Consider the following 14,904-nt stretch of genomic DNA (forward strand, 5'->3'; position numbering starts at 1 on the left):
AATCCTCCATAATTCCCACATCAGTCGTTACCCCCAAACGGGGAGAGCAATTTTTGCATCTGTTCGGGAGACATACCTTGCCGCTTCGGCTCCACCGGGGGCTGCGGAGCATAGCTCGGAGCCATCGCGGGGTGATGCTCCGCAGGCCGAACCGGCGCCGCAGAGGCTGTTTTGGGCTTTAGCACCGGCGTCGTCGACTGCGGCACGGCCTCCGCCGGCACGGGCTGGCGTTTCGTCGTCACGACAGAGGCAGCTTCATGACTGGACTTTGGCGCAACGGCAACCGGGACGGACACCGTTGGAGACGTCACCCCCGAAGAAATGGAAGGTGATTTCGTCGTAGCCGCAGGAAGTTCAGCACTTCGCGCACTGGCCGTCGGTGCAACGGACGCCGTACTGCTGGTCGTCATGCCAGGGAGACTTGTTTTCGGACTGGATTTACCGGCAAACAGGAAAAAATACGCACCAGCAGCAATGGCTGCCAGAACGACTAGCGCCAACACAATCCACAGAGACTTCTGGGACTTCCGCTCGCTACCGGTCGCAACTTCCTCGTCTGGCTCGATCTTTGCCGTCCCGGGAACGATGGATTTACCACAAGACGTGCAAAATGCGCCGGCACCATAGGTCGCTCCGCAAATTTTGCAAAACTCCGATGGACTCTGTGCTGCCGCTGCTGCCAGAGGCATCCCCGACGCCGGCAAGGATGTCGCGGGTGCGACGGGTGCGACGGGTGCGACGGGTGCGACGGGTGCGACGGGTTCAGCATCATTGCTTTTCCCGCAGCGGGTGCAAAATGTCTTACCCTGCAAATCTGCCCCACAATAGCGACAAAATTTTCGTCTGGGCGTCTCTACCGCCGGCTCTGCAGTCAACAGCGGGTGACCACATTGGATACAGAACTTCTTCCCTTCAGCGTTTTCCGCACCACATTCGGGGCAGCGCATGGAATCTCCCAGATTTTGCGGCAATTAAAATTATTGATTGGAGTCTATCCTGAGTTTACATTTTCTGGCAAGACACCTTGTGTGCCTCCAATATCCTTGTAATGAAGCCATCGCTGAACTGGACAGGCGGTTACGCCGTGACCATCTACCGGCTGCAAGTTGGTAGCAAGCTTGTCATACTTGGCATCTGTTCTAATTTATCCAGGGAGCCAATCGTGAACCGAGGGATGCAGTTGCTACCAGAATCCGCCAAGCCCTTTTTACTGAACGCCATTCATACCTGGTGTGTGGAGCAGGGCTTCTCCCCTTTCATCGTCGTGAAGATCGATTATCCCGGCGTCGAAGTGCCCGCAGGTTACGATCGTGACGGTCGCATCGTTCTCGATATCTCCCCTGCGGCGGTAGTGGGCCTGCAGATGGCCGATTCCTGGATTCAGTTTCAGGCGCGCTTTGGTGGCGTTGCCCGTCGCATTGCTGTGCCGATGGCCGCAGTGGTAGCCATTTACGCCGCAGAAACCCAGGAGGGGATGGGTTTTCCCGAGCCAGTCACGCCCCCTTCCGCGCCAGAACCGGCACAGAAAAGCGACAAGCCGGTGGCACAACGACCGGGTTTGCGAGTCATCAAATGACCCGACGGCGGATACTGGCGGTCGTCTGGCTTGCACTGCTGAGCACTTCGGCGCAAGCGGATATTTATGCCTATACCGGAAGCGATGGTGTCATCCATCTCACCAACCTGCCCCAACACAAAGAACCATATCGCTTAGTCATGCGTACGCCGAAGATGGCGACGCATATCGCCCGGCAAAACGTCAATTCCATCGCTCGCAGCGAAGTGCAACCCCTCGTCAAGGCGGCAGCGAAACAATATGGACTGAGCGCCGCGCTGCTCAATGCGGTGATTCGCGTCGAGTCCGGATTCAACCCCGGCGCGGTCTCCAGCAAGGGGGCGATGGGTTTGATGCAGTTGATGCCGTCCACGGCGAGTCGTTTTGGGGTGCAAAACCCCTTTGATGCCGCGGAAAATATCCGCGGCGGCGCCGCCTATCTGGCCGATCTGATGCGCAAATTTGGCGGCGATCTACGTCTGGTTCTCGCAGCGTACAACGCCGGCAGTCAGGCGGTGATCCAGGCGGGCTACCACATCCCACCCTTCCAGGAGACACAAAACTACGTGCCCAAGGTGATGGATTATTACCAACAGTTTGCCGACGGTACGCCGCCTCAGGAGACTGGCACGCGCTGGATAAAACCGGTGATTCAGATCTCCAGCCCGTAGTACTGAATCTTTTTGCTCAAGGTATTGCGGTTGATTCCCAGGCACTGCGCGGCGATGCCGCGCTGCCCGGCATGCTGTTGCAACACTTTCTCCAGAAGGGCGCGCTCGACCTCTTCCATGACTTTTTGGTGCAGGTTTTGCGGCGCTTCCGATCCCAAATCGGCAAAATAGCGCCCAACCTGGTGCAAAACGCAGTCGTGTAGGCTCGGCATCTCCTTGCCAGGGGCCGGAACATCCGTCACGGCAGACTCAGGATCGTGACCTGATAGCCAGGCGCCGCTTCGAGTTGGGGTCCCTGCAAGGTGAAGGGCACCTTCTGCCCGGGGGAGAATCCATCACGTGGCAGTACATTTCCTGGAAGGTACGTACTGGGGGCGAAGGTCAGGGTACGAATCGTCGAGCCGTAGGCATTACTGAGCACCACCTGAAGTTGCGGATACGCTTGTACCATCCTCGAGGTATTTTCCAGCTGACCACGAATCAACGCGAGCTGATTGGGCAACGGCGTCACAGTACTCTGGACGATGTGGATCTCCCGGTTGGGACCGGGCCACGGCATCTCTACTCCCAGGGCATTCGCGGACTGTAAAACCACTGTGCGGATGGCGGGAGAACTCGCCAGATAGGCATAACTACGGGTCCACCAGAGAATCTGCACGACCAATACCAAAAGCAGAAAGACAATGATCGCCAGCAAAAACCAGCTACCGATGCCGCGGCGACGGGCAGATTCGGCTTCCATAGCCTTGGCTACCGCAGGTGCGGCGATCGGCACGCGAAATACCTCACCACAGACACTGCACTGCAGCAATCCCTGATGCTGTCGTAGAGAAAGGGGCTCTACCGCAAAAGTCGATTCACAACGCGGGCACTGGACTTCCATCTTGCCCTCCTGGCAAACGTGTTCCAATCAGCAGCGACCAATCCTCGCGCCGCTTGCCCAGAGCAAAGGCAAAATACGGGGCGTAGGCTGCCCGCACCGAGTCCTCCTGTGCATGGAGCAGCCCGGAAAGCGCAATTCGCCCCCCAGGCAACACTCGCTGCGCTAGAAGGGGGGCGAGCTCGATGAGCGGCGCGGCAAGGATATTGGCGACGACAAGCGCATATTGCCGCGCTTTCTCCTCCTTCGGCAAGCACAGCGACAGCCGCTCGGCCACACCATTTTCCATGGCATTTTCCCGCGCTACCTCCAGGGCAACCGGATCGGTATCTACCCCCAGCGCAGATTCCGCACCCAACAACAGAGCGCCAATGGCCAGAATTCCCGACCCACAGCCATAGTCGAGTACCGTCTCGCCCCCCACAATGGTCTCGCTCAGAAACTCTAGACACAGTGCCGTCGTCGCGTGCGAGCCGGTGCCAAAGGCACGTCCGGGGTCCAGGCGCAACAGCAGGGCATCGGCGGGAACCTCTGCCCAATGGGGCGCCACCCAGAGTCGTCCAAATGCTTGAGCAGGAAATGCTGCCTGGGTTTGCGCCACCCAGTCCTGTTCGGCTAGCGCCTCGACGCGTGGCTGATAGCGCTGCCAGTCTGGCTGCGCCAGCAGTCCAGCGATGGCCTCGCGCCCCTCCTGGGTACCGGCAAAGAGTGCCTCGCCCTGATTGACCGGCCAGGTTTCGCCATCGACGAAGACGGGGGCCGCCGCATCATCCTCCAGCCAGCTCACCGCCTCGGCACCCGCCGCCAGCAGCTGCTCCTCGACTTCCGCTAAATCCTGCCCCGGCACGCGCAGATGGAGCTGCCACCATGCGGGACTCATAGGTCGAGCAATGCCTCCAGGTAGTGGATATGCACCCCGCCGGCAGCAAACTGGGCATCGTCAACAATCCGCCGATGCAAGGCGATATTGCTGTGGATACCTTCGATGTTGATCTCGCGCAGGGCACTGCGCATTCTCGCCAAGGCCTCGTCCCGGTCGCTACCAAAGGCGATCAGCTTGCCGATCATCGAATCGTAGTACGGCGGCACCCGGTAACCGGCATAGATATGGCTGTCGACCCGAATCCCAGGTCCTCCGGGAGGATGCCAAGCGGTGATCTGCCCCGGAGAGGGAACAAAGCGCTCGGGGTCTTCGGCATTGAGGCGGCACTCGATGGCATGCCCACGGAGTTGCACGTCGTCCTGGCTGAGCCAGAGCCTTTCTCCGGCGGCGACACGAATCTGCGCCTTGACGATGTCGATGCCGGTAATGAGTTCCGTTACCGGATGTTCGACCTGTATGCGGGTGTTCATCTCGATGAAGAAGAAGGTCTGGGCGACCGCATCATAGAGAAATTCTATGGTCCCTACGCCGCGATAGCCAATATCCTGACACGCCTGCGCGACTCTAGCGCCCATGGTTCGCCGTTGCTCGGCGCTGATTCCCGGTGCTGGGGCCTCTTCGATGACCTTTTGATGGCGGCGTTGCACCGAACAATCGCGCTCGCCCAGGTGAACACAGTTGCCATGGCCGTCACAAAGCACCTGAAACTCGATGTGACGCGGCGTTTCGAGGAATTTCTCCATGTACAGGGCGGGGTTGCCAAAGGCCCGCGCTGCCTCGGCAGTGGTCAGACTGACGGCATTGAGCAAGTGCGCCTCGGTATGCACCACGCGCATACCCCGCCCACCGCCACCACCGGCCGCCTTGAGAATCACCGGATAGCCAATCTCTCGGGCCAGTCGATGAATCTCAGCGGGATCCTCGGGCAGAGGACCATCGGAACCCGGCACACAGGGAACACCCGCCTTACGCATGGCAACCTTGGCGGCAATCTTGTCCCCCATCATGCGAATGCTTTCGGGACGCGGGCCAATAAAGGCAAAGCCGCTGCGTTCGACGCGCTCGGCAAAATCGGCGTTCTCGGAGAGGAAACCAAAGCCGGGATGGATCGCCTCGGCATCGGTCACCTCCGCCGCGGCAATCACCGCCGGAATATTGAGGTAACTTTTGTCCGAAGCCGCCGGGCCGATACAGACCGACTCATCGGCCAGCTTGACGTGCATCAGGTCACGATCGGGCTCCGAATGCACCGCCACCGTGCGAATTCCCATCTCGCGGCAGGCACGTTGCACCCGCAGGGCAATTTCACCACGGTTGGCAATCAGGATCTTGCCGAACATTTCAGGACTCGGGCGCAATGATGAAGAGGGGTTCGCCGTATTCCACCGGCTGCCCATTGGCGACGAGGATCTTGAGGATCTTGCCACTCACATCCGCCTCGATCTCGTTCAAGAGCTTCATCGCCTCGATGATGCAGAGGGTCTGACCGGCCTTCACGACACTTCCCTCGTCCACAAAAGGCTTCGCCTCTGGTGACGGGGCACGGTAAAAGGTTCCGACCATGGGCGATTTGATCATGTAACCTTCCGGCTGCGGCGGCTCCGCCTTCACCGCACTGGGCGGGGTCTCTGCCACCGGCATGGTTGCGGGGCCAGCGCTGGGCGCGGCAGGGGGCACAGCGTAGGACACGGCGGCGACGGGGACCTCCCGATGCCGGGAGAGGCGTACCTTGCTCTCTCCCTCGACCACCTCGATTTCATCGATGGAGCTCTTTTCGAGAAGGTCGGCCAGGCGGCGAATGAATTGTATGTCCATATGCTTTCCTTTTGATGTCGTTCAGGCGGACAGACGACGGCGAATCGCCTCGAGGGCCAGGGTATAGCCATCCGGCCCGAGGCCGACGATGCTTCCCTGGGCTAGATCGGAGAAATAGGAATGGCGGCGGAAGGGCTCTCGCGCGTGAATATTGGAGAGGTGTACTTCGATGAAGGGGATGGCGACGGCACTCAGGGCGTCGCGTAAGGCGACACTGGTATGGGTAAAGGCTGCGGGGTTGATGATGAGGTAATCGACCCCCTGTTCCGCCGCGGCTTGCACCGCATCGACCAGTTCATGCTCGGCGTTGCTTTGTAGACAGCGTAGTTTCCAGCCCCAGGTTTGGGCCTGCGCCTGCAGGGCAGCATCGATCTGCGCCAGCGTGCTTTGACCGTAGTGCTGCGGCTCGCGTCGGCCGAGGAGATTGAGGTTGGGTCCGTGTAGGGTCAGTATGTGGGGCACTCGGGCAACCTTGCGTCTGGGGTCGTTCGATACATGGCCCAGAGTCTGCCGCAAAGTGTCCCACAAATCCAGATAATGGAACGTTTTCCCTCAGAAATGATCTTTGATCAACCAATCGCTGCTCGGCAGGCGATTGCGCTCCCAAGCATTGTCCATGCCCTTGCCAACGGCCACCATATACCCAATCACATAGTTCTTGGGCAGATGGATGAGACGCGCCACGGCATCGAAGTCAAAGCCATCCATCGGGCAGCTGTCGTAGCCCAGATCCTGCGCCAGCAACATCACGGTCATACCAAAGATCCCCAGGCTGCGCATGGCCTCATCGCGCGCCACTTGTGGCTTTCCCCGGTAATATTCGTCGAGCTTGGGCAGCAAAAAGTCCTGCACCGGTTGCGGCGAGGTCGCCCAGTAGCGCTGCGGCTCTTCCTGCCACGCATCCAGATCGGCACAGAGAACGAGAAGCAGCGAAGCGTCGGTGACCTGCGCCTGTCCCCAGGCCACTTCCCGAATAGCCTGGCGCAACTGCGAATCCTGCACATCGACCACCCGCCAATGCTGGATGTTATAGGCACTGGGCGCGAGGGCGGCATTTTCGAGCAGCACACGGCGCGTCTCCGCGGACATTTGATGCTGCGGATCAAAACTCTTGGCAGCGCGGCGCTTTTGAACGGCGGTAGTGACATCCATACGATTTTCTCCCCTATAGGCAATGTGGAAGAATCATACCAACCAGTCTGTATAATGGCAAAGGCTAGCGGCTGATCGGCTTGAAGCGAAGCCGGTGCGGGCGTGCAGCCTCTTCTCCGAGACGACGGCGCTTGTCTTCCTCGTATTCGCGGTAGTTGCCAGTAAAGAACTCCACATGGGCATCGCCCTCGAAGGCGATGATGTGGGTGGCGATGCGATCGAGAAACCAACGGTCGTGCGAGATCACCATCACCGTACCGGCGAATTCGAGTAGGGCATCCTCCAGGGCGCGCAGGGTTTCCACATCGAGGTCGTTGGAAGGCTCGTCCAGCAACAGCACATTCCCACCGGTCAACAGGGTCTTGGAGAGATGCAGTCGGCCACGCTCACCGCCAGAGAGCTGTCCCACCAGCTTTTGCTGATCCGCGCCCTTGAAATTGAAACGCCCGCAATAGGCGCGCGAGGGAATCTCGAACTTGCCGATCTGCAGGATATCCAGACCGCCGGAGATCTCCTCCCAGACGTTGTTTTTGGCGGCAAGGGCATCGCGCGACTGATCGACGTAGGCGAGCTGCACGGTGGGGCCGATCTTTACCGTGCCGCTATCGGGCTGCTCCTGGCCGGTGATGAGCTTGAAAAAGGTCGACTTGCCGGCGCCGTTGGGGCCGATAATGCCAACGATGGCACCTGGCGGGACCTTGAAGCTCAAGTTTTCGAACAGGAGACGATCACCAAAGCCCTTGGTCACATTCTCGAATTCGATCACCTCATTGCCCAGGCGTTCGGCCACCGGAATGAAGATTTCCTGGGTTTCGTTGCGCGCCTGATACTCGTAGGAGCTCAGTTCTTCGAAACGTGCCAGACGTGCCTTGCTCTTACTTTGCCGTCCGCGAGCACTCTGCCGTACCCATTCCAGCTCCTGTTTCATCGCCTTGATACGCGAGGCCTCGGTACGCGCCTCCTGCTCCAAGCGCTTCTCTTTCTGCTCCAGCCAGGTGGAGTAATTTCCCTTCCAAGGAATCCCTTGGCCACGATCGAGCTCCAGGATCCACTCGGCGGCGTTGTCGAGAAAATAGCGATCGTGGGTGACCGCCACCACGGTACCCGGAAAGCGCGCCAGATATTGCTCCAGCCACTCCACCGATTCGGCATCGAGGTGGTTGGTAGGTTCATCCAGAAGGAGCATGTCGGGGCGACTGATGAGCAGGCGACACAGCGCAATCCGTCGCTTCTCGCCACCCGAGAGACTACCCACCTTGGCGTCCCAGGGGGCAAGGCGCAGGGCATCGGCGGCAACCTCCATCTGTTGCTCGGCCTGATGTCCGTCACCTGCCGCCAGAATCGCCTCCAGGCGCGCCTGCTCGCTGGCCAGGTGGTCAAAATCGGCATCCGGCTCGGCGTAGGCGGCATAAATGGCGTCGAGCTCGGCACGCGCCGTGAGGATCTCGCCCAAACCTTCTTCTACGGCCTCGCGCACGGTCTTTTCCGGATCGACGTGCGGTTCCTGCGGCAGATAGCCAATCTTCAGATCGGGCATCGGTGTGGCTTCGCCCTCATACTGCTTGTCGACCCCCGCCATGATCTTGAGCAGAGTCGATTTTCCGGCCCCATTGAGGCCCAACACGCCAATTTTTGCGCCGGGGAAGAAGGACAGGGAGATGTCTTTGAGCAAAGCGCGTTTGGGCGGCACTACCTTGCTCAGACGATTCATGGTGAAGACGTATTGGGCCATCGGAAATCCTTGCTGCGATCTGGTCGGGCGCCAGTGTAGCAAAAACGCGGGCGCGATTCCCCGCCCTCGGGCAAGCAGTTACAATACCCACGGTTTGCTTAGTGGAGGGGCAAAGAGATGCTCAGCATGTGGGGTGAAATCGTGATCCTGGTGGGGACGCCCGTCCTGCTCTTGCTCGTCGCCCTGGGCGTCAATCGCCTCGCTCGCCGTCATTCCGACGAGCACAAGGAACACTGATGCTGATCACGATGCTGAAAAGCAAGCTGCACCGGGTGCGGGTCACGGCGGTAGAGCTCGATTATGAGGGTTCTTGCGCCATCGATGCCGAGCTGTTGGCGGCGGCGGGCATCCTTCCCTTCGAGCAGATTCAGATCTATGACGTGCACAACGGCGAGCGCTTCACCACCTACGCCATCAGTGCCGCGCCCGGCAGTGGCTGCATTTCGGTGAATGGTGCCGCTGCCCGACGCGTGGCCCTGGGCGACCTGCTCATTATCGCGAGCTATCTCCAAATCAGTCCCCAGGAGGCGCAAGGCTGGCGACCCAAAGTGGTCCACGTCGATACACAAAATCGGGAAATTCGTCCCACCCTCGCTGTCTGAAGCGTTTTGCTGCTCACCAACGTACCTGCAAGCGCGCGCCGACTGCTGGCGGCGCGCGCGGCGCGCAGTGTGGGGCAGGGTGCCCTGGTGGTCGATTTTGCGCTGTATCTGCACGCCCTGCACTGGACGGCGGTGGCGATCGGCGCTCTTTACTCCGCCAGTCTTCTGCTGGGCGGACTTGCGACTCTGCTGGTGGGGCCCGCCAGTGACCGCTATGGCGCACGACGTTTTTTGTTGGGCTACGAAGGCACCCAGGTCCTTGCCGCCGTTCTGGCGTTGCTCAGCAGTAATCCCGCCATCCTCAGCATTGCCGCCCTGCTCGGTGCCTTTGGACGTGGCGCCAATGGCGGCGCCGGCCCCTTTGCGCCCGCAGAACAGGCGTGGCTGTCGCGCAGCCTGGCGCAGGAAATCTGGGGCCGGGTTTTACCGATCAATACCGCCATTGGACTAGCGGGAATGGGTCTGGGGGCAGCGCTTGCCGCTCTGCCAGGCCAGTTTGCCCCCGCTTTTCCCGAACTCCTGGGGTACCGCAGTCTCTTTGCTCTGGTCCTCCTCGGCGCATTGGCCAGTCTGTGGCTACTGTACCGTGCCCGCGAACCCGGACCCCGGGCGGCATCCGCAGCGGTCGCGGAGGAGACGGCCTCGGCACCGACCAGCTTTCGCTGGCGTCCGCTGCTCAGCTTTGGCGCCATCAACAGCCTCAACGGCCTCGGCATCGGCTTGATCGGCCCGCTGATGGCCTACTGGATGCACCTGCGTTTTCATGCGGGCCCGGCGCTGATCGGCCCCGGTATGGCCATTGCCTTTCTGGTGGCGGCGGCCAGCTCACTGTTCAGCATTCGCCTGAACCGACGCTTTGGCATGGTAGGTACAGTGGTGCGCCTGCGCTTGGTCGGTTTGTTAATGTTACTGATGATCCCTCTGGCGCCGAACTTCTGGCTGGCGATGCTCGCCTACATCCTGCGCTCGGCCATGAATCAGGGCAGCATCGGTTCCCGGCAGGCCCTCTTTCTCGGCATTGTCGACCAGCGCCACCGGGGTCTCGCGGCCACCATCAATAGCCTGAGCATCCAGGCACCGCGCGCCATCGGCCCGGTCATCGCCGGGCTCTTCTTCGCCGCTGGCCTGCTCAGCTGGCCCTTCTACCTCGGCGCCGGGCTACAGGCGCTGTATCTGCTTTTCTTCCATCGCTTTTTCGGCAATGCCGAAGCGGCGAGGAAGAAACCCGATGCCTGAGCTCAGAGCTTGCCGTAGGAATGCAGGCCCGACAGGAACATGTTGACACCCAGGAAGCAGAAGCTGACTACCCAGAGGCTCAGGAAAGACCACCAGGCCATGCTGCGACCGCGCCAGCCCTTGACCACCCGGGCGTGCAGGAAGCCTGCGTAATTGAGCCAGACGATCAGGGCCCAGGTTTCCTTGGGGTCCCAGGACCAGAAGCCACCCCAGGCCCGCGCCGCCCAGACCGCACCAAGGATGGTAGCCACGGTAAAAAACAGGAAGCCCAGGGCAATGGCGCGGTACATGACCTCGTCCATCAGGTCGGCGTCGGGCAGGCGGGCGGCCAAGATCCCGCGGCGTCGGACAGATCCCTCACGCAGCAGATATGCCGCCCCAATCAGGCTGGCGATGGTGAAATTGGCGTAGCCGACAAACATCATCGGCACATGCAGCTTCATCCAGAAACTCTGCAAGGCGGGGATCAAGGGCTCGACGCGATCCATGTGTTGCGCCAGAGTCAACCACAACAAAAAGCCTACCGCCGCCGCCACTAAGGGCATGATGAAGGCGCCCAGGCTGCGATTTTGCGCCTTTTTCTCGTAATACAGGTAAAACAGCGGAGTCGTCGCGCAAAAAAGCACAAAGACTTCCCACAGATTACTGACGGGGATGTGTCCCCAGCTCGGGTGTCCGAGGTAGGTCTCGCGCCAACGCACGCCCAGACCAATGAAGCCGAAGATCACGCCCCCCCAGGTCAGGCGCGTCGCCCAGCGCCCCACCGCCTCACGCCCCGAGAAAAAATGCAGCAGGTAGGCCGCAGTAGCGAGGAGGAGGAGTACCGACATCCACATTGCAGCAGCGACACCCTGTAACACGTAGTGCAAGAGGAAATTGTTTTCTGCCGTCTGACCGTGGGCATAGAGCCAGACCGCGCCCAATGCCGGCAGGACACTGGCTACCGTCGCCCACTGCAGCGGGCGCCAGGCAACGCCAGCCAGCAAGAGACCCACATACCAGGACGCCAGTACCACATATTGCCAATAGTCGAACTGCGCGCCCCAGCGGGCGAGAATGAATGCCGCCACCGCCGTCAGGCCCAGGATCCAGGCGGCCTCCTGACGCAGGATCTCCGCCAGGGTCCGGTGCCGAAACTCCGCGGGCAGTTCTTCTGCCCAGGATTCCATGCTCTTTGCCATGTGTTCCGCTCCTCTCTCTAAATAAGTCAACAATTCAAAGTAGTATCTTCTTTTCTAGGCGACGTCCGCAAGGCACGCTCCCAGGCAGCGAACTCGCGGGCGAACTCCCGCTTGTTCCGATCAGCGCTGGCGCCCAGTTCCAGATGACTGCCGCCTTCCCGATCCTCTACCCGCGCCCAAATCCGCCGTTGCGGCAGGTAAAAGAGAATGAAAATTCCCAGTACCAGGGCCACACAACCCCAGTAGATGGGCACCGTACCGGGCCACTTGGTAACCTGCAGACCGGCCGCCCAGCGATGGTCGAAGGACTGCAGGCGGAGAATGAAGGGGGCGGGATAATCCCGCATCTGCGCCAAGGCATTCAGGCTCGCCTGCACGAAACGACCCTGCTCGGCAGTAGACATATTGGGTGCCACACGCGCGGCAAGCATCGCAAAAATCTGCTGAAAGACCGCCGGAGATGCCTGTGCACCGCCGCGCGCCGCCACCTGCAGGGCAGCCAGATAATTCAGAAACAGGGAGATGCCGCCGTTGGGCCCGACGGGCAGATAGACGTAGTGATAAGGATCACCGAGCGCCTGCCGATATCCCTGCACGAAATAGCCTTGTCCATTGCGGCTGATGGGGCTGAAGTAGGTTTTGAATTCCGCCGCGCCACCGTGCGGGTCATGCACCACGTAGGTGTAACTCGGGCCCAGGTTGATCATGGGGTTTTTCGGGTCGGGCTTGTCGCCTACCGCCGTGCGCGGCATGACATTGTAGAGGGAGAAGTTCTTCAATTGCACTGAATAACCGGAACCCCCCGCCTGCAGGGTCTGCCCGACCCGTCCCGTGAGCTGCCCCGGCTGCAACGCTGGCATTCCCAATACGTAACTTTGCAGGTGCAGGAGGGAGCCACCGTCACTGAAGCTCGACTGATAAATTTCCACGCCATCGTAGGACATCGGATGATTGACGCGAATAATGCCACTTTTCAGTACCTTGCCCGACGGACTGTAGAGCACGACATCGGAAACGAAATCGCTGGGCATACCGGTAGAGTAATAACTGACGTGAAACGAGCGCAGATGAATGCGGAACGGCAGGGGCTGCACGAGGTAACCATCGCCGGCCAGCTCGAAGACGGCATCCGCCGTCTGTCCCTCCGGCAGGGTGATGATGCCGCGGTACGCAGGATTGTGCAGCGGCATCCAGGCCGAACGGGGGATTTCGCTGAGGGGCAGATCGAAGTTCTTGGCGGGCTGGAGAGTACCCGTCCACTCTGCCCATTTCACCGGAATATCGGCATTGTAGAGGGCCGCCGCGCAGATGAGGATGATGGCCAGATGGGTAAGGAAATATCCCAGCCGGTGAAAGCGCCCCTTGCGCGCGGCTACATAGAACTCACTACCCTCACGCTCCAGGCGCGGGCGGAAACCGGCCTGGCGTAGCAATGCCGCAAGGCGGTTGGCCATGCCTTCGGCCGACAGCTCCGCATCGGTCGAGAAAAAATGTTCCTGTGCGCGGATTGCCGCGTGGCGCTGCCGGACGGGCAGGGCGCGCATGTCGCGCAGCATGCGCGGGCCATTACGCGTGACACAGGTAGCAGTAGAGAGGACCAGAAAGGCGACGATCCCGGTGTACCACAGGGTTCGGTAGACGTTGTAGAGCCCCAGCTCGCGATAAACCTGAAACCAGAAGCTACCGAACTGGAGCTGGTAGTTGTCGTAGGGCTGTTGCTGGCTCAGTACCGTACCGATGACGGAAGCGATGGCGAGCAGGACAAGCAGGCTCACCGCCAAGCGCATCGAGCCCAAAAATTGCAGCAGTAGACGCAATCGCGAAGACTGCGCAGAGTGAACACGACTCATGGTCTGCAAGACCACCTCCCCATTCTGTTGTCTGCCCGCAGTCTAGCGCTTCAGGAAAGAATTGCCAGTAGCCGCGTGGCACGGCTATGCTCCTAGCATGGAACATACCAAGGAAACTCCGAGGCCGGAGAAAGCGCGCACTATTGGTCTGCAGCAGGCCGAGTACCTGCTGAGCGTGACCCGCCTAGGCCAACTCCCCGCCGATAGCGGTGCCGAAGTGGCCATGGCCGGACGCTCCAACGTGGGCAAATCCTCGGTCCTCAACCGCGTCTGCCAACAACGCGCCTTGGCCCGCGTCAGCCGCACTCCGGGTCGTACCCAGGCACTGAATTTCTTCATCCTGGGCAGCCCGGAGCAGCGACTCGTCGATCTGCCGGGCTATGGCTACGCCAAGGTTCCGGAGGCCATGCGCGCCCAATGGGGGGAGCTTCTCAGCCAGTATCTGCGCAGTCGCCAGAGTCTGAAGGGGCTGATTCTGGTGATGGACATTCGCCATCCGCTGATGCCTTTCGACTGCGATCTGCTACGCTTTGCCGCGCATTGCCAGCGACCCGTGCACGTCCTCCTCAACAAGGCCGACAAACTGTCGCGTGGGGCAGCAAGGCAGACCCTGCAGCGGGTGCTGCGTGCGGGAGAAATGGCAGGGAGTACGGCACAGCTGTTTTCCGCGAAAGAGGGCGAAGGGCTCCCAGAGTTACAGAGCAGGCTGAGCGCTTGGCTGGAAAAAAGTCCCCCGCCGCCGGCGGGGAACAAACATGAGTCCTCAAAGGGAGGAGAGGACTCCCATCCCGGACAGGGAGGTGAAGTCCGGGAAAAACCACTCCCCTTAGAATCTAAAGACTGAAGTAAAGTTCAATTTTTTTTGCGAAGCGGCCCAAGGAATCTCTCATGCCATTGAAAGATCATTACATTATCGTTGGTGACACGCCGCTGGCACGCAACAGCTATCGTCAGTTGAAAGACCGCGGACAGGTCGTGCGGGTCATTCTGCTGCGCCAGCCCGACGACACCTATTTTCAAGCCGAGGATGTGATCATCGGCGACGCCAGCGACACCGACGTCCTCAACCAAGTGCAGGCCAATGTCGCTGCCGCGGTCCTCGCCCTGCGTGCCGATGACTCGGAAAACGCCTTCATCATCCTTGCTACGCGCGAACTACAAGGCTCTGCGAAGACCGTGGCCGCGGTCAACGACAGTAAAAATCTCAAGCGCGTGCAACGGGTGCAGCCGGATATGATCATCGCCCCCCAGGTCATTGGCGGCGAGGTCCTCGCCATGGCACTGAACGGTGAAGAGCTCAGCAGCGACGCCATCCTGAAGATGTTTCAAGGCAACAATCAACGCTAA

The 14,904-nt window shown here is 60.3% G+C and carries 17 protein-coding genes; 6 read left to right on the forward strand and 11 right to left on the reverse strand.

Translation table 11 applies throughout. The annotated features are described in order from the left end of the window. Positions 1-20: 20 nt before the first annotated feature. Positions 21-947: a zinc ribbon domain-containing protein gene (locus ACQAYK_RS11850; RefSeq protein WP_215872055.1), complete on the reverse strand. Its 927-nt coding sequence runs from the start codon at positions 945-947 to the stop codon at positions 21-23. A gap of 215 nt (positions 948-1,162) precedes the next feature. Between ACQAYK_RS11850 and ACQAYK_RS11855 the strand changes: the two genes are divergently transcribed. Both ACQAYK_RS11855 and ACQAYK_RS11860 read left to right on the forward strand, forming a co-directional pair. Next, the gene (locus ACQAYK_RS11855) at positions 1,163-1,576 is read left to right on the forward strand and encodes a ClpXP protease specificity-enhancing factor (RefSeq protein WP_255789763.1); all 414 of its coding nucleotides are present in this window, start codon (positions 1,163-1,165) and stop codon (positions 1,574-1,576) included. Beyond that, the gene (locus ACQAYK_RS11860; protein WP_215872057.1) at positions 1,573-2,226 is read left to right on the forward strand and encodes a lytic transglycosylase domain-containing protein; all 654 of its coding nucleotides are present in this window, start codon (positions 1,573-1,575) and stop codon (positions 2,224-2,226) included. The genes ACQAYK_RS11855 and ACQAYK_RS11860 overlap by 4 nt, the downstream gene beginning before the upstream one ends. On the opposite strand, the gene ACQAYK_RS11865 is transcribed toward ACQAYK_RS11860, so the two are convergent. The 8 genes from ACQAYK_RS11865 to ettA form a co-directional block, all read right to left on the reverse strand. After that, positions 2,208-2,468 (reverse strand): helix-turn-helix domain-containing protein, encoded by a 261-nt coding sequence (locus ACQAYK_RS11865; RefSeq protein ID WP_255789764.1) that lies wholly within the window; start codon positions 2,466-2,468, stop codon positions 2,208-2,210. The genes ACQAYK_RS11860 and ACQAYK_RS11865 overlap by 19 nt on opposite strands. Then, positions 2,465-3,109 carry a zinc-ribbon and DUF3426 domain-containing protein gene (locus ACQAYK_RS11870; RefSeq protein ID WP_215872058.1) on the reverse strand — a complete coding sequence of 215 codons (645 nt, stop codon included), beginning with the start codon at positions 3,107-3,109 and terminating at the stop codon, positions 2,465-2,467. Before ACQAYK_RS11870 ends, ACQAYK_RS11865 begins: the two co-directional genes overlap by 4 nt. Beyond that, positions 3,084-3,986, reverse strand: coding sequence for a 50S ribosomal protein L11 methyltransferase (gene prmA / locus ACQAYK_RS11875; protein WP_215872059.1), 903 nt, complete (start codon positions 3,984-3,986; stop codon positions 3,084-3,086). Before prmA ends, ACQAYK_RS11870 begins: the two co-directional genes overlap by 26 nt. After that, on the reverse strand, positions 3,983-5,329 hold the full coding sequence (gene accC, locus ACQAYK_RS11880; protein WP_215872060.1) for an acetyl-CoA carboxylase biotin carboxylase subunit: 1,347 nt from the start codon (positions 5,327-5,329) through the stop codon (positions 3,983-3,985). Before accC ends, prmA begins: the two co-directional genes overlap by 4 nt. 1 nt (position 5,330) lies before the next feature. Beyond that, entirely contained in the window at positions 5,331-5,804 is a 474-nt protein-coding gene (gene accB, locus ACQAYK_RS11885) for an acetyl-CoA carboxylase biotin carboxyl carrier protein (RefSeq protein WP_215872061.1), read from the reverse strand. A gap of 21 nt (positions 5,805-5,825) precedes the next feature. After that, on the reverse strand, positions 5,826-6,266 hold the full coding sequence (gene aroQ / locus ACQAYK_RS11890; RefSeq protein WP_215872062.1) for a type II 3-dehydroquinate dehydratase: 441 nt from the start codon (positions 6,264-6,266) through the stop codon (positions 5,826-5,828). Positions 6,267-6,356: 90 nt separating this feature from the next. Then, on the reverse strand, positions 6,357-6,956 hold the full coding sequence (locus tag ACQAYK_RS11895) for a nitroreductase family protein (RefSeq protein WP_215872063.1): 600 nt from the start codon (positions 6,954-6,956) through the stop codon (positions 6,357-6,359). A gap of 64 nt (positions 6,957-7,020) precedes the next feature. After that, positions 7,021-8,688 carry an energy-dependent translational throttle protein EttA gene (gene ettA, locus ACQAYK_RS11900; protein WP_215872064.1) on the reverse strand — a complete coding sequence of 556 codons (1,668 nt, stop codon included), beginning with the start codon at positions 8,686-8,688 and terminating at the stop codon, positions 7,021-7,023. Between the two features lie 236 nt (positions 8,689-8,924). On the opposite strand from ettA, the gene panD reads away from it, so the two are divergent. Together panD and ACQAYK_RS11910 are read left to right on the forward strand one after the other, a co-directional pair. Next, entirely contained in the window at positions 8,925-9,290 is a 366-nt protein-coding gene (gene panD, locus ACQAYK_RS11905) for an aspartate 1-decarboxylase (protein WP_215872065.1), read from the forward strand. Between the two features lie 6 nt (positions 9,291-9,296). After that, positions 9,297-10,526: an MFS transporter gene (locus tag ACQAYK_RS11910; RefSeq protein ID WP_226827692.1), complete on the forward strand. Its 1,230-nt coding sequence runs from the start codon at positions 9,297-9,299 to the stop codon at positions 10,524-10,526. A 2-nt stretch (positions 10,527-10,528) separates the two neighbouring features. On the opposite strand, the gene ccsB is transcribed toward ACQAYK_RS11910, so the two are convergent. Next, complete coding sequence (ccsB, locus tag ACQAYK_RS11915) at positions 10,529-11,707, reverse strand: c-type cytochrome biogenesis protein CcsB (protein ID WP_215872066.1); 1,179 nt, start codon at positions 11,705-11,707, stop codon at positions 10,529-10,531. A 26-nt stretch (positions 11,708-11,733) separates the two neighbouring features. Next, positions 11,734-13,557: a cytochrome c biogenesis protein ResB gene (locus ACQAYK_RS11920; RefSeq protein ID WP_215872067.1), complete on the reverse strand. Its 1,824-nt coding sequence runs from the start codon at positions 13,555-13,557 to the stop codon at positions 11,734-11,736. A gap of 97 nt (positions 13,558-13,654) precedes the next feature. Here ACQAYK_RS11920 and yihA point away from each other — a divergent pair, with 97 nt between their 5' ends. Both yihA and ACQAYK_RS11930 read left to right on the forward strand, forming a co-directional pair. Next, positions 13,655-14,401, forward strand: a complete 747-nt coding sequence (yihA, locus tag ACQAYK_RS11925; protein WP_215872086.1) for a ribosome biogenesis GTP-binding protein YihA/YsxC — start codon at positions 13,655-13,657, stop codon at positions 14,399-14,401. A 44-nt stretch (positions 14,402-14,445) separates the two neighbouring features. Beyond that, positions 14,446-14,904 carry an NAD-binding protein gene (locus tag ACQAYK_RS11930; RefSeq protein WP_215872068.1) on the forward strand — a complete coding sequence of 153 codons (459 nt, stop codon included), beginning with the start codon at positions 14,446-14,448 and terminating at the stop codon, positions 14,902-14,904.

Source organism: Acidithiobacillus sp. AC3, assembly GCF_050261095.1.
In the GTDB taxonomy this organism is placed as follows: domain Bacteria; phylum Pseudomonadota; class Gammaproteobacteria; order Acidithiobacillales; family Acidithiobacillaceae; genus Igneacidithiobacillus; species Igneacidithiobacillus copahuensis.

Coding starts and splice junctions, on each gene's coding strand:
- ACQAYK_RS11850 (WP_215872055.1), bottom strand. CDS start 947: ATGCGCTGCCCCGAATGTGGTGCGGAAAACGCTGAAGGGAAGAAGTTC.
- ACQAYK_RS11895 (WP_215872063.1), bottom strand. CDS start 6,956: ATGGATGTCACTACCGCCGTTCAAAAGCGCCGCGCTGCCAAGAGTTTT.
- ACQAYK_RS11870 (WP_215872058.1), bottom strand. CDS start 3,109: ATGGAAGTCCAGTGCCCGCGTTGTGAATCGACTTTTGCGGTAGAGCCC.
- accC (WP_215872060.1), bottom strand. CDS start 5,329: ATGTTCGGCAAGATCCTGATTGCCAACCGTGGTGAAATTGCCCTGCGG.
- accB (WP_215872061.1), bottom strand. CDS start 5,804: ATGGACATACAATTCATTCGCCGCCTGGCCGACCTTCTCGAAAAGAGC.
- ACQAYK_RS11930 (WP_215872068.1), top strand. CDS start 14,446: ATGCCATTGAAAGATCATTACATTATCGTTGGTGACACGCCGCTGGCA.
- ettA (WP_215872064.1), bottom strand. CDS start 8,688: ATGGCCCAATACGTCTTCACCATGAATCGTCTGAGCAAGGTAGTGCCG.
- yihA (WP_215872086.1), top strand. CDS start 13,655: ATGGAACATACCAAGGAAACTCCGAGGCCGGAGAAAGCGCGCACTATT.
- prmA (WP_215872059.1), bottom strand. CDS start 3,986: ATGAGTCCCGCATGGTGGCAGCTCCATCTGCGCGTGCCGGGGCAGGAT.
- ACQAYK_RS11860 (WP_215872057.1), top strand. CDS start 1,573: ATGACCCGACGGCGGATACTGGCGGTCGTCTGGCTTGCACTGCTGAGC.
- ACQAYK_RS11920 (WP_215872067.1), bottom strand. CDS start 13,557: ATGAGTCGTGTTCACTCTGCGCAGTCTTCGCGATTGCGTCTACTGCTG.
- panD (WP_215872065.1), top strand. CDS start 8,925: ATGCTGATCACGATGCTGAAAAGCAAGCTGCACCGGGTGCGGGTCACG.
- ccsB (WP_215872066.1), bottom strand. CDS start 11,707: ATGGCAAAGAGCATGGAATCCTGGGCAGAAGAACTGCCCGCGGAGTTT.